14 protein-coding genes are annotated in these 12,184 nt (G+C 67.9%); 7 read left to right on the top strand and 7 right to left on the bottom strand.

What is annotated here, in order from left to right; all coding sequences use genetic code 11:
* Nucleotides 1-45: 45 nt before the first annotated feature.
* Nucleotides 46-579 carry a putative toxin-antitoxin system toxin component, PIN family gene (locus ACH4EW_RS17915; RefSeq protein WP_398257830.1) on the bottom strand — a complete coding sequence of 178 codons (534 nt, stop codon included), beginning with the start codon at nt 577-579 and terminating at the stop codon, nt 46-48.
* 40 nt (nt 580-619) lie between these two features.
* Complete coding sequence (locus ACH4EW_RS17910; RefSeq protein ID WP_398257827.1) at nt 620-1,066, bottom strand: helix-turn-helix domain-containing protein; 447 nt, start codon at nt 1,064-1,066, stop codon at nt 620-622.
* 306 nt (nt 1,067-1,372) lie between these two features.
* Here ACH4EW_RS17910 and ACH4EW_RS17905 point away from each other — a divergent pair, with 306 nt between their 5' ends.
* The gene (locus ACH4EW_RS17905; protein ID WP_398257824.1) at nt 1,373-2,404 is read left to right on the top strand and encodes a hypothetical protein; all 1,032 of its coding nucleotides are present in this window, start codon (nt 1,373-1,375) and stop codon (nt 2,402-2,404) included.
* Between the two features lie 124 nt (nt 2,405-2,528).
* Nucleotides 2,529-2,708 carry a hypothetical protein gene (locus tag ACH4EW_RS17900; RefSeq protein ID WP_398257820.1) on the top strand — a complete coding sequence of 60 codons (180 nt, stop codon included), beginning with the start codon at nt 2,529-2,531 and terminating at the stop codon, nt 2,706-2,708.
* Between the two features lie 109 nt (nt 2,709-2,817).
* On the opposite strand, the gene ACH4EW_RS17895 is transcribed toward ACH4EW_RS17900, so the two are convergent.
* The 4 genes from ACH4EW_RS17895 to ACH4EW_RS17880 form a co-directional block, all read right to left on the bottom strand.
* The gene (locus ACH4EW_RS17895) at nt 2,818-3,714 is read right to left on the bottom strand and encodes a phosphatidylinositol-specific phospholipase C (RefSeq protein WP_398257817.1); all 897 of its coding nucleotides are present in this window, start codon (nt 3,712-3,714) and stop codon (nt 2,818-2,820) included.
* 218 nt (nt 3,715-3,932) lie between these two features.
* Nucleotides 3,933-4,754 carry a class I SAM-dependent methyltransferase gene (locus ACH4EW_RS17890; protein ID WP_398257814.1) on the bottom strand — a complete coding sequence of 274 codons (822 nt, stop codon included), beginning with the start codon at nt 4,752-4,754 and terminating at the stop codon, nt 3,933-3,935.
* A gap of 427 nt (nt 4,755-5,181) precedes the next feature.
* Nucleotides 5,182-5,376, bottom strand: coding sequence for a DUF397 domain-containing protein (locus tag ACH4EW_RS17885; protein WP_398257811.1), 195 nt, complete (start codon nt 5,374-5,376; stop codon nt 5,182-5,184).
* Nucleotides 5,377-5,389: 13 nt separating this feature from the next.
* Complete coding sequence (locus ACH4EW_RS17880) at nt 5,390-6,241, bottom strand: helix-turn-helix domain-containing protein (protein ID WP_398257808.1); 852 nt, start codon at nt 6,239-6,241, stop codon at nt 5,390-5,392.
* A 247-nt stretch (nt 6,242-6,488) separates the two neighbouring features.
* Between ACH4EW_RS17880 and ACH4EW_RS17875 the strand changes: the two genes are divergently transcribed.
* From ACH4EW_RS17875 to ACH4EW_RS17860, 4 genes are all read left to right on the top strand, one after another.
* Nucleotides 6,489-6,932: an ATP-binding protein gene (locus tag ACH4EW_RS17875; RefSeq protein ID WP_398257805.1), complete on the top strand. Its 444-nt coding sequence runs from the start codon at nt 6,489-6,491 to the stop codon at nt 6,930-6,932.
* A 155-nt stretch (nt 6,933-7,087) separates the two neighbouring features.
* The gene (locus ACH4EW_RS17870; protein ID WP_398257803.1) at nt 7,088-7,423 is read left to right on the top strand and encodes an ArsR/SmtB family transcription factor; all 336 of its coding nucleotides are present in this window, start codon (nt 7,088-7,090) and stop codon (nt 7,421-7,423) included.
* Nucleotides 7,423-8,130 carry a cation transporter gene (locus ACH4EW_RS17865; protein ID WP_398257800.1) on the top strand — a complete coding sequence of 236 codons (708 nt, stop codon included), beginning with the start codon at nt 7,423-7,425 and terminating at the stop codon, nt 8,128-8,130. Before ACH4EW_RS17870 ends, ACH4EW_RS17865 begins: the two co-directional genes overlap by 1 nt.
* Before the next feature lie 108 nt (nt 8,131-8,238).
* Complete coding sequence (locus ACH4EW_RS17860) at nt 8,239-8,934, top strand: DUF5701 family protein (protein WP_398257797.1); 696 nt, start codon at nt 8,239-8,241, stop codon at nt 8,932-8,934.
* Nucleotides 8,935-9,050: 116 nt separating this feature from the next.
* On the opposite strand, the gene ACH4EW_RS17855 is transcribed toward ACH4EW_RS17860, so the two are convergent.
* Nucleotides 9,051-10,874, bottom strand: coding sequence for a bifunctional metallophosphatase/5'-nucleotidase (locus tag ACH4EW_RS17855; RefSeq protein ID WP_398257794.1), 1,824 nt, complete (start codon nt 10,872-10,874; stop codon nt 9,051-9,053).
* A gap of 311 nt (nt 10,875-11,185) precedes the next feature.
* Between ACH4EW_RS17855 and mshD the strand changes: the two genes are divergently transcribed.
* Nucleotides 11,186-12,109 (top strand): mycothiol synthase, encoded by a 924-nt coding sequence (mshD, locus tag ACH4EW_RS17850; RefSeq protein ID WP_398257792.1) that lies wholly within the window; start codon nt 11,186-11,188, stop codon nt 12,107-12,109.
* The last annotated feature ends 75 nt before the right edge of the window (nt 12,110-12,184 follow it).

Genomic DNA, 12,184 nt, shown 5'->3' with positions numbered 1-12,184 from the left:
CCGTTCCGGAGCCCTGGCAGCCCCAGGGCTCCGGAACCCCGCGGCTCAGAGCCGCCGACGGAACTCGGCGGCGAACTGCGGCGCCCCGCCGACCGCGAGCCGGTCCAGCAGTCCGTGCAGGTCGCGCGGATCCCGCCGGTAACCGACCACCTGGTCACGCAGAACGGTCGTCATGTCGACGGGAGCGAGGTCGAGCATGTCGAGCAGGAAGTCGTCCGGGTGAAGGACCTCGACCTCGTACGGATCCGCCGCCGAGGGCGGGAAGTCCTTCGTGTTGAGCGTGACCACGGCGTGCGCCTGCCCGCAGACCGCCGCCGCCAGCACATGGCGGTCCTTCGTATCGTTCGTCATCACGGGGATGAGCCCCGCGTATCCCGTCACCGCGCTGTACGGGAAGGCGCGCCCCATGGTCTCGACGACCTTCTTGGCCATCACGGGAGCCACCTTCTCGGCCAGATTGCGCCGCAGCTCCTCCAGAATGTCGGCCGACCAGAGCGGCTCGTAGAACTCCGCTTCGGCCAGCCGGAGCAAAGTGTCCCTCAGGTAGTTCGGGAAGAGGACACACGTATCCAGAACCACGCGCTGCACATCACTCCAGTTCGCTCGGTGTCATGGGACCTCAGGCGTCGTAGAAGCCGGCGTCCTCGGTCAGCTCGACCAGTTCGTCCAGCCCTCTGCGACGTTGCGTACGGCGCTTCTCCTTGTAGGCGAGCACGTCCGCCAGCAGCACCCTGCGATGCCGCCCCGGGCGGGAGAAGGGTAGCCCTCCCTCGTCCAGGATCTTCACAAAGGTCGGTCTGCTGACTCCGAGCAGGTCCGCCGCCTCTTGCGTGGTCAGGGTGGTGTTCACCGGGGCAACAGTGACCGCCTTGCCCTCCGACAAGGCGCGGACGACCACCATGAGGGCTTCGTAGACCTCAGGCGGCAGGGAATGGGCGCTCCCGTCGGGTCCGCGCAGCAGTGCTGGTTCATCGGCCTGCGGAGCTTTGTCGAGAAATGCGCGCAGCTCGGCGATCTCCGCACGGTGCTCGGGCAGGAGGGTTCGATCTTCGACGGTGCTGTGCATAGCTCTGTCTCCTTCTGGGATGACTCAAGCATCACAGAATTCGAAAGAAACGCAAGCGGAGGTCGGCACCCGGGAGGCGGCGCAGACGTCACGGATGTAGCTTCAGGCTGGCTCTGTCCGCGAGAAGAAGGTCAGTTTGGGAGGCGGCTGGCGTCTGCAGCCTGGCCGAAATGTTCACGGGTTTGGACAGCGCTGGTGCTGAACGGACTGTGTCCCGGACCTGTTCGTAGTAAGCCTCCGGGCTGCTGTGGTAGGCGGCGAGGAGTGCTCGTTCACCGCGTCTGTCGCGTGTCTAAGGTCGCCTCCATGACGAGGAACACGCCGCCGCGCCCGCTCAATGTCGAGGTGCTCTTCCCGGAACTGGTCGCGTACCGGGGCACGACGACCCGGCTCCATCCGCGGCCGGGCAGCCCCAACGTGGCGGCGAGTTCGGTGGGCGGGCCGATGCTGTGGCCGGCGGACGAGCCGTGGCCGGTGTGCACAGAGGACCACGGCCGCGGGCACGGACGGCGCCCTGCGGACATTCGCCGGGAGCGCGAAGTCCTGGCCTCCGCTTGGTCCCGCGATCCGTTCACGGGGCTCACGGACGAGGAACGGCAGCTCGTGAATGAGCTGCGCCGCCCGCATCGGATCGCGGAAGCCTCCGAGACTGACCCGCTGCCGCTGATCGGCCTTGCGCAGTTGTACCGGCGAGACATTCCTGACCTGCCAGTCGGACCGGACGACTGCGACCTGCTCCAGGTGTTCTGCTGCCCCTTCGACGCGCATGGAGCAGAACGGTACGACCTGCTGCTGCACCTGCGCTGGCGCAGGTCCGCGGAGGTCGGCGAGGTGCTCGCCTCGCCGCCGCAGCCGCAGGTCGCCGGCTACGACGGGTACGTGCCCGAGCCCTGCGTCGTGCACCCGGAGCAGGTGGTCACCTACCCCTTCGCCGGTCTCCTCCCCGAAGAGCTGCGCGCCCGGATTGACGCCTGGGAGGAGGTTCTGGGGGAAGAAGCCAACCAGTCCGATGAGGAAGACAGGGCCGAGCCGGTCGGCTACCAGTACGACCTGTCCATCCCACCCGGCTGGCGCGTCGGCGGATTGGCGTCCTGGCACGCAACTGACCCGTACCCGATGGACTGCCTGACCTGCGCGACCCCGATGAGACTCTTGCTGACCATCGACAGCTCCGAGTGGGATGGCGGCAGTGGCAGCTGGAAACCGCTCGAAGACCGGGATCTTCGCCCACACCCGTTCGCCACACCTACCAAGATCCGTGTGGGACGCGACGGTGAGCTCAACGTCTTCGCCTGCCCCGCCGATCCCGAACACCCGCACCGCTGGAACCTCCAGTAGGTCGCCGGGTGCCTGGGATCGGGTGCCGTCACTTCTCGTGAACATCGAACGCGGCGCGGTTTGGGTGCCTCCCAGAGCGCTGAGCCATTCAGTCCTTGGCGCCCGGACACCGCCGACAATGTCGGTGACGTACGCGCCCGGTACGTTCGCCAAGCTGGAGTCCATCGACGGCGACATCAACAAGGCCCAGCTTCTCCAGGCACAGGCGGAAGCCACCGACGGCTCCCGGAAGACGGCCTCGCTGATCAACCTCGCGCCGCCCCCGGCACGCCCCCTGGCCCCCTCAACCCGAAGGGGCGCATGAGGCATTTCGGCGACCGCTCGGTCGCCCACGGAACCGACCCGGTCTCCGACGACTCCACGGCCGTCCAGGCCCCGGCCTCGACGGCCGGGCAGAACATCGCTCCGGCTCCTCAGAGCCCCGGGTTGTGCCGGATCAGTGACTCCACAAGGCCGGACCGGGTGGCGGGGAAGTCCAGCGGGACGATGCCGAGGCCGGTCCATCCGGCCGCCTCGGAGCCGTCGAGGAACGAGTGGACCTGCGGGTTGAGCCGGTCCGCGTTCCAGCGCGGCGGCATCAGGGCGGCCGTGCTGACGTAGTTCATGTACAGCTTGCCGGGTTGCTGGGCGGCCTTGCGGAACTGGGCTTCGATCTTGGGGTACTTGGCGAACGGCTCCGCCATGTAGTCGTCCTGGATGTCGAAGAGCGCGGGGTCGGCGTAGCGTACGCCGGGCAGTCCACCGTTGTCCGCGAGCAGTACGACCTTGCCACGGGCCTGGCCCAGTGACGGAAGCGCCGGGTCGATGCGGAACAGCGGGCGCCAGCCCCGTACATCGAGGTAGTCGTCGAAGACGGCCCGAAAGGTCGCGTCGCTCTCCTCCGAGTACTCCTGCTTCACCCGCATCAGCACGGTCTCGGTGGGGTGTGCGGCCAGGAAGTCCCAGCAGGCACCGAGGACATCGCCGAACATCATGTTCTGGTACGAGGCCCCGTGGTGGATGGCGAAGGAGCCACCGGTGACCCGGCACCGCACGTCGAGGAAACGGATCCCGCCGACCAACTGCTCTGCGATCGTGGTGTTCTGACACTCCGCCCAGGGCCCGCCGTACCGGGCTCCGGAGTCGTGCGAACCGGGGATCGTAAGACGTTGCAGGGCGGTGGCGTCGGAGAGGGCACCCAACCAGTCCTGAGTAGTGAGTGCCTGCCGGGTCCCGGCCTCGGCGGAGCCCGCGCCCAGGAGGACGGTGGCGGTTGCGGCGAGTGCGCCTGCGAGGAAGGTGCGACGCGAACCGGCGTACGGGCTGCTCATGCGGGGGCCTCCGTCTGCGGTGGGGGAACGGCCCTCGGATTATGACGGGCGCACGTCAGAGTTGGAACAGGGCGAACCGCTGTTGCGGTCGTCGTCGCCGGGCCGTCGGCCTGACTGAAATCCTTGTCCGAGCACTTCGCGAACGCAGCCACGAGGCCGGAGTCGAGCACCCTCCGCGTCCGCCTGCCCCGCGTGCTCAAAAGCCATCCGGCGAGGAGCTAACGCAGTCGTGCTGTTGCGATGTGGACCTTGAAAGCGCAGGGGATGGTCCCCTCTGACGTCGTCATATCGCGCACCTCAGCAAAGAAGGCGTCACGCAGACGCCCCACAGCCGCCCCATCGAGCGGACCGAGATCATAGAGTCCGGAGACAGCCGCCCATACCTGTTCCACCGGACCGCTCAGATCGATAGGAACAGTCTCCCAGTCCACCGCAGCGAAGCCTGCTGGGACGAGAACTTCATCGAGCCCCTCGCGACTGCGTGTCCTTCTGTCGCCCAACGCCGGGATGCGCTGCGACACGGACACCTCCTCAATCGTCTCCCGCAACAGCCCGAGAAACCGGTCATATGCCTCGCCGCCAAAGGCCCCGCCTCCCAATACGCACGCCAAAACCCCTCCCGGAGAAAGGACTCGGGCGACCTCTGCCACGACTTGCTCGATCTCGCCCATCAACATCAGCGCCATGTGGGAAACGCAGGCGTCGAAGCTGTCGGTGGCGAAAGGGAGCGCCTGAGCTCGTCCCTCTTCCAGCCTGGCCCCGGAGAGCGCCGCTCGGCGTCGTGCCAGCGCCAGAGATTGCGGAGACAGATCCAGCCCCGCGAGCTCCCTTCTGTCCCCTTGGGCCAGAAGCTCAAGCAGTAGGCCATCACCGCAGCCGAGGTCCAGTACGCGCCTGCACCCAGCCACCCGATCGCACAAGAGTTCATAGCTGGACCGGCCGTCTGAAGCGCGGCCGCGGCCTAACGTTTCTGCGGTCACCGCCGGGTGCTCAGCGTGGAACGCCCGCAGAAAAGCCTCTTGCGATGCAGTAATCGTCACTGAGCCAACCTACGGCGCAGGCCGCACCACCACAGTCCTTGGTCCGGAAAAAGCCCCGCACGCGGGACGCGGACGTACGGTCCACTCGATCCAGCGGCCCCGATGGGCAAGTGCGGTGTTGCGGCAGCCCCTTGCCCGTCACCGGCGTGACGAGCGCGGGCAAGGAGCAGCCCTTGCGGGCTCCTCAACGGGCGCAGTACGTCGAGGAGTTATGCCGCCGGAACGGGCCTCGCCCGAGGCGTGGCCGGTGGACGACAGACGGCAAGCTAGCCCGTTGAGCGAGCCCGCATCAAGCGTTGTATATCTAAAGAGTGATGCGCAGATATCTTGCGAGTGCTACGCCGTGACCGATTCAAGCCCGTGCCGACACGCAACGAGCGGCCCCACCTGCGCCGATGGGAACCGCCCGGAGCGAGAGAGCTAGAGATCAGGCCAGATCGTCGAACTCCCCTCCCTTCGCACCGCCGAGAAAGGCACGCAGCTTGGCCCGGGTCGTACGGATGACCACGTCCGGGTTGTCGCTTTCACGCATGAGGATCTCCCCTCCGTACTCGGCGATTTCCAGGCAGTTGTTGCCGTCCGCATCCGCCGACTTGGACGACTTCCGCCACTGAATTTCCATTGTTTTCACGCCTTCATACTTGCTTTGCGACTTCCCTGATGAAGTCTCTCGAACTCTGCGGGTCGAGCGAGCGCCCTTCCGTACGGTCGAGCACCGCCCGAAAGACCCGGAGCCACGCCTCGGCATCGATCAACGTGGAACCCATCGGGGTGTCCGTCTGGACGGTGTCGAGCTGCGGAACCGGGCCGTATACATAGTGGGTTGAACTGCCAGAGTTCGGGAAGCCGCCCGCCGCGAACGGGATCACTCGCACGGTGACATTGTCACGCTCCGACTCCTTCAAGAGGTGTTCGAGTTGCCCGGCTGCCACCTTGCGCCCGCCGTAGCACATCCGCAGAGCCGCCTCATGGATCAGAAACGTACAGATGGGCGGATTCGATCGGTCGAGGATGTCCCTACGCCTCAGTCGGTGCGAGAGCCTGCGCCTCAGGCTCGCCGGGGTCGGCGCGGGCATGGCTTCCGCGTAAAGGGCACGCACGTAGTCCTCGGTCTGAAGCAGACCAGGCATATGCATGATCTGAACCGACCGGAACCCGACCGCGTGATGCTCCAGTTCCGCCAAATCGAGTGCGCTCCCCGAAAGTTCGCCCCGATAGTCCTCCCACCAACCCCTTATCCGCTCCTCGGCCATTTCGGCCAGCGCGTCGACATAGGCCGTGTCGTGACACGCGTAGTGGTCGGCCCAGGCGCGCACTCGGGCGCCACTCACCCCGAACCGGCCCGATTCGGTGTTGCTGATGGTGGTGCGATCCGTGCCCAACAGAGCTGCTGCCTCGGTCGGTGTCAGGCCGGCGTGATCCCGCATCTTGCGCAGCTCCGTACCCAGTCGACGCTGCCGCGCGGTAGGGGGCTTCCTCGGTGGCATCAAGCTCTCCTCTTGTCGAATCCCAGTGTGGCCACATCCCTCAAAAGGGTCCACTTACAGCACTAGTTATTAGATCCCTCACAACAGTTGATACATCCAAGCTAGCGTGACCACAGCACCGCGCCGCACACCGGTACATCCGAAGTGCAGCTGTGTGGAGGCATGTTGAGCCGCGCCTTCTTCACGGCCATCGCCACGGACAACGAGCGACGCACCCGTTCAGACCGCACCGCGTTGGGAGAACGACATGAGCACCGCCACCGCAACTCCTCTGCCACCGGGCCCACTCGACAACGAGACCTACCGGCTCGCCCTGCCCAGCACCGCATGCGCCGCGAAGCTCGCACGGGACTTCATCACATCGCTGCTCAACCTCAGCAGTCACCGCGATCTCGTCGACGACGCACGCCTGTGCGTCACCGAAGTGGTCACCAACGCGCACCGCCATACGCGTACGCCAGTGATCGGCGTCGAGACAGTCGTCCGGCGGACTCGGGTCACGGTCTCGGTGACGGACGACGCCCACTGGGCGCTGCCGGAACCGACGGACTTCCGCGTCGAACCAGAACGGGTCGGCGGGCAGGGGCTGTTGCTCGTGGAACGGCTGGCCCTGGCGTGGGGTGCGACCATCCTTGGCGGCGGCGTTCCGAATCGGAAGGCGGTCTGGTTCACGCTCGGGGCAGCCCCCTGAGACCCATGCGGGGCGGCATCAGCACGGGGGAACGCCACCAGGACCGGGTGTTCCGACAAAGCCAGGGAGGTCGAAGACCCGGTCCGTCTCATGCGGATACCCAGGCCCGATAGTTCATGGCTTGCTGAATTCAGGATTATCTGTATTGTCGAAGAATGCTGACCGTCGCTTCCGAAGTCGAAGTGCTTGCGCGCTTCGGCCGTGCTCTCGCCGACCCCATCCGTTGCCAGCTGCTGCTGGCCCTGCGGGATGCCCCCGCCTATCCGTCCGACCTCGCCGACAGGATCGGCGTCTCGCGGACACGGCTGTCGAACCACCTGGCCTGCCTGCGTGACTGCGGCCTCGTGGTCACCGTCCCGGACGGCCGCCGTACCCGTTACGAGCTCGCCGACCCCCGGCTCGGTCACGCGCTGGACGACCTCCGCACAGCGGTCGTCGCCGTCGCGTCCGACCGGACCTGCATCGACGCGGAGACGAAGGGCTGCTGCTGATGGCCGCGATGTCCCTCGGGCCCTCCCCGGCCCGCCGCGATGCGCTGACGAAACGAATCCGGCTGCTGGTCGCCGCGACGATCACCTACAACGTGATCGAGGCGGTCGTCGCCATCACCGCCGGCAGCCTCGCCTCCTCCACCGCGCTGATCGGCTTCGGCCTCGACTCCGTCATCGAGGTCTCTTCCGCCGCCGCGGTCGCCTGGCAGTTCTCCGCGACCGACCACCACGTCCGCGAAGCCCGCGAGAAGCGCACCCTGCGGATCATCGCCGTCTCGTTCTTCGCTCTCGCCATCTACGTCACTGTCGATGCCGTCCGGGCGCTGACCGGTACCGGTGAAGCCCAGCACTCCACCACCGGCATCGTCCTCGCCGCCCTCTCGCTGGCGATCATGCCGTTCCTGTCCGCCGCCCAGCGCAAGGCCGGACGCGAACTCGGCTCCGCGACCGCCGTCGCCGACTCCAAGCAGACTCTGCTCTGCACCTACCTCTCCGCCGTCCTCCTGGTCGGCCTCCTCGCCAACAGCCTCTTCGGCTGGTCCTGGGCCGACCCGATCGCCGCCCTCGTCATCGCCGCCGTCGCCGTCAAGGAAGGCCGCGAAGCCTGGCGCGGAGACGCCTGCTGCGGCCCCATCCCCACCGCCGGCCCCACAGCCGTCGCGGAGGTTGACGCCTGCGGCTGCAAACCCGGCTGCGCTTGCTGCTAGGACGCGTTTCGAAAGTAGCGTCGTCCGCCCGCATGGCGGGGCCGGGAACATTCCCGCGAGCCGTCGCGTTCCCTCTGTCCCGTCCGCATCGCCGCCCCAGGGAGCATCGTGCCCGAAACCACGTCAGCCGCCCCTACCCTTCCCTCTTCTATCCTTCCCTCCTCGCTCCCCGCCTTGAGCGCGCAGGCCGAGCGGCTGATCGAGCTGGGAGTGCACGAGATCGCCGGACTGCCCGCCGCCGAGCTCCGGGGATTCGCCGAAGCCGCCCAGGCCACTGCGTGCTGCGACGGCGCCCTGCTCGCCGTCCACCCGGACCGGGCCCCGGCCTCCGTCCTCGCGCCGCTGCTGCGCCGCGAGGGCAAGCCGGGGTTCGTCGTTGTCGACATGCCCGATGTCGACCTCTTCGCTCCGCTCGACACGGTCGCGCTGCCCGACGCCCCGCTCTACCTCCTCACCGGCGTCGACCGCGGCGACCGGATGGCCAACTGGAGCCCGAACGAGGCATTGCCCGCCCTGACGGCCGAGGCCCGTACGCCGTTGCTGCTCGCCGAGGGCATCCACTGGGTGCTGCAGCAGCCCGCCGTCCTGGAACGCAACCGCTGCTTCATGACCATCGGCTCCCGGCTGCGCAAAGCCAACGGCACCCTGGACGCCCGCACGCCTGCGATCTGGATCAGCAACGGCACCGGGCGGGACGGCCGCGAGCGCCGCGACGCTCCCAAGGTCGGCTGGTGCTGGGCGGGCAACCGGCACACCTGGCTGGGCTTCGCCTCCGCGACGGGCCGCCGGGTCCAGGGCTCGTAGAGGCGCGCCCCGGCCGACCCCCGCCGGGCAACAGAAAGGGGCGGTGGGCCCGACCGGCCCGCCGCCCCGAACCGTCGCGTAGGGAAGTCACCCGCCGCGTACGGGAGTTACGGGCGTTACTGGATGACCGTGATCCGGTCCGTCGCCGGCGGGGCCAGCGGTGCGGCGGCCGAGGAGTGGGCCGCCAGGTAGGCGTTGAACAGGTCCAGGTCGGAGGGGCCGACCAGCTTGTTCGTGCCCTGGCCGAGCGCCGCGAAGCCGTCGCCGCCGCCCGCCAGGAACTCGTTCATGGCGACGCGGTAGGTCTTCGCCGGGTCGATCGCCTCACCGTTCAGCTTGATGGTGTCGGTGACCACGCGGGCCGCGCCCGTCTTCGTCATGTCCAGGGTGTACGTGAGGCCCTTGGACACCTGAAGGATCTTCGGGCTGGCCTCGTTGGAGCCGCTGACCTGCTGCTGGAGCGCGGTGATCAGCTGGGCGCCGGTCAGGTCGACGACGTTCATCATGTTGGTGAACGGCTGCACGGTGAAGGCCTCGCCGTACGTCACCACTCCGTCGGACTTGCCGTCGGCCGACGCGTACACCAGGTCCGACCGGATACCGCCCGGGTTCATGAGGGCGATGACCGCCCCGCCCTTGTCCGCCGGGGCCAGGCCCTCCAGCTGGGCGTCCGCGATCAGGTTGCCGAGCGGCTTCTCAAGGGCCTTGGAGCCGCGGCCGTTGATGTCGGCGGTGATGTAGCCCTGCGGCCTGTTCGCGATGGGGGCCGCGAGGGTGTTCCAGCGGGCGATCAGGTCCGTCATGTCGGTGGCCCTGGGCTGGTCCCGGTCGACGATGTGGTTCGCCGACTTCGGGTTCGAGGCACCGGCGGACTTCACCGACGTACGGACGATGTCCTTGGTGCGGCGGTCGTAGGTGAGGGTCGTGTCCGTGTAGACCTTGCCGAACGACGACGCCGAGGTGACCATGCGCGGGTTGCCCGCCGGGTCCGGGATGGTGCACACGTACGCCTGGTGGGTGTGGCCCGTGACCAGCGCGTCGACCTTGGGCGTGATGCCCTTGGCGATGTCGGTGATCGGCCCGGAGATGCCGTCACCGGGGCCGGAGCTGTCGCAGTCGTAGTTGTACGAGGCGGAGGCCGGGGCCCCGCCCTCGTGAATCAGCGCGACGACGGACTTGACGCCCTGCCGGTCCAGCTCCTTGGCGTACTTGTTGATCGTCTCGATCTCGTCGTGGAACTTCAGGCCCTTGACACCGTTGGCCGTGACGACGTTCGGCGTGCCCTCCAGGGTCACCCCGATGAAGCCGATCTTGACGCCGTTCTTCTTCCACACCGTGTACGGCTTGAGGATCGGCTTGCCGGTCTTCTCGTTCGTCACATTGGCGGCGAGGTAGGGGAAGTCGGCGCCCTCGAACTTCTCGTCCTTCTCGTAGCACCCTTCGACCGGGTGGCAGCCGCCGTTCTGGAGGCGGGCCAGCTCGGTGGCGCCCTCGTCGAACTCGTGGTTGCCGACGCTGGTCACGTCGAGGTCGAGCTTGTTGAGCGCCTCGATGGTCGGCTCGTCGTGGAAGAGACCGGACATCAGCGGGCTCGCGCCCACCAAGTCACCACCGGCCGCGGTGATCGAGTACGGGTGGCCCTTGCGCGCGGTACGCAGCGAGGACGCGAGGTACTCGACGCCACCGGCCGGAATCGCCTTGGTCGTGCCGTCGGCCTGCGTCTCGGTGACCGTGCCCGCCGATCCGGCCGGCGGCTCCAGGTTCCCGTGCAGGTCGTTGAAGGACAGTAGCTGTACGTCGACCGTACGGGCCGGCTTGTGGTGGCCGTGTTCCTGGGCGCCGGCCGGCATCGCGGCGACGAGCGCGCCGACGGTGGCGAGCCCGGCCGCGGCGGCGAGCACCCGCCGGGACGCGCGGTTCTTCTGCGGTGTCGCTGACATCGGTCCCCTTGTGAGTTCAGCGGTAGTTCGAGGGTGTTGGCGAGTCTGGAGACTGCGTGCCGCAGCCTAGGGTCAACGCGCGTAGCGCGACAGGTGTGCAGGGTTACGAACTGGTTGCCATGCGGCCGGTATGAGATCAAATGGCCTCATATCACTCGCGTGGCTTACATATGCGCATCAGATGACCCGAGCTCGGCTCGAGCATGGGCCGAACGATGTGCGCAACGGACTGTTGCGCAATTGCCGTGGGCCCCGGAACACCTCTGCCGCCGACCCCACCACTGCCCCACCCCCGCCGTACGCTCGTACACATGACGACTGACGTACCTCTCCCCGCCCCCGGACGCGAGATCCAGACGCTCGAAGAGCTCTCCCCCGAACAGGCCGGAGCCGTGTCCGACCTGCTCGCCGAGGCGGCCCGGTCCGACGGCAGGCAGGCCGTGTCCGAGCAGGGGCGGCTGCAGCTGCGGGGCGGGCGGCGTGAGGGGGTGCGCCATCTGCTGCTCACCAGTGGGTCGGTCCTGGTCGGGTATGCGCAGCTGGAGGGCGCCGACCCCGTCGAGGCACCGGCCGCCGAGCTGGTCGTGCATCCGGCGTACCGGGGGCAGGGGCACGGTCGGGCGCTGGGTGCGGCGCTGCTCGCCGCGACCGGGAAGCGGCTGCGGGTGTGGGCGCACGGCGGGAAGTCCGCGGCCCGGCATCTCTCGCAGGTTCTCGGCCTCTCCCTCTTCCGCGAACTGCGTCAGCTTCGCCGCCCGTTGACCCCGCTGGACATCGCGGAGCCGGTACTGCCGCCCGGCGTCACCGTCCGCACCTTCGTGCCCGGCAAGGACGACGCCGCCTGGCTCGCCGTGAACCGCGCCGCCTTCGCGCACCACCCCGAGCAGGGCTCGCTGACCCAGCGCGACCTGGACGACCGCAAGGCGGAGCCCTGGTTCGACCCGAAGGGGTTCTTCCTGGCCGAGCGCGAGGGCGAGCTGATCGGATTCCACTGGACGAAGGTGCACGCCGATGAGCACCTCGGCGAGGTGTATGTCGTCGGTATCCGGCCCGACGCTCAGGGCGGCGGGCTCGGCAAGGCGCTCACCGCGATCGGGCTGCGCCACCTGGCCGCCGAGGGACTGCCGACCGCGATGCTCTACGTCGACGCGGACAACAAGGCGGCCCTGGCCGTCTACGAGCGGATGGGCTTCGCGACGCACGAGGTGGACCTGATGTACCGCACGGAGTCCTGAGCAGCCACAACTCAACCGGGGCGGTGTCGTTTGACACCGCCCCTTCATTACGCCACCCTTCCACTACTTAATTAG

The organism is Streptomyces sp. NPDC018000 (assembly GCF_044328025.1).
Taxonomy (GTDB): domain Bacteria; phylum Actinomycetota; class Actinomycetes; order Streptomycetales; family Streptomycetaceae; genus Streptomyces.
Note: the sequence above shows the minus strand (reverse complement) of the source record. Positions and strands in the feature narration are given on the sequence as shown.

Bases quoted from the DNA above. Each gene is read 5' to 3' on its own strand.
- ACH4EW_RS17865 (WP_398257800.1), top strand. From the start codon at position 7,423: ATGGCCGCGATGTCCCTCGGGCCCTCCCCGGCCCGCCGCGATGCGCTG.
- ACH4EW_RS17910 (WP_398257827.1), bottom strand. From the start codon at position 1,066: ATGCACAGCACCGTCGAAGATCGAACCCTCCTGCCCGAGCACCGTGCG.
- ACH4EW_RS17855 (WP_398257794.1), bottom strand. From the start codon at position 10,874: ATGTCAGCGACACCGCAGAAGAACCGCGCGTCCCGGCGGGTGCTCGCC.
- ACH4EW_RS17905 (WP_398257824.1), top strand. From the start codon at position 1,373: ATGACGAGGAACACGCCGCCGCGCCCGCTCAATGTCGAGGTGCTCTTC.
- ACH4EW_RS17870 (WP_398257803.1), top strand. From the start codon at position 7,088: ATGCTGACCGTCGCTTCCGAAGTCGAAGTGCTTGCGCGCTTCGGCCGT.
- ACH4EW_RS17885 (WP_398257811.1), bottom strand. From the start codon at position 5,376: ATGGAAATTCAGTGGCGGAAGTCGTCCAAGTCGGCGGATGCGGACGGC.
- ACH4EW_RS17895 (WP_398257817.1), bottom strand. From the start codon at position 3,714: ATGAGCAGCCCGTACGCCGGTTCGCGTCGCACCTTCCTCGCAGGCGCA.
- ACH4EW_RS17875 (WP_398257805.1), top strand. From the start codon at position 6,489: ATGAGCACCGCCACCGCAACTCCTCTGCCACCGGGCCCACTCGACAAC.
- mshD (WP_398257792.1), top strand. From the start codon at position 11,186: ATGACGACTGACGTACCTCTCCCCGCCCCCGGACGCGAGATCCAGACG.
- ACH4EW_RS17880 (WP_398257808.1), bottom strand. From the start codon at position 6,241: ATGCCACCGAGGAAGCCCCCTACCGCGCGGCAGCGTCGACTGGGTACG.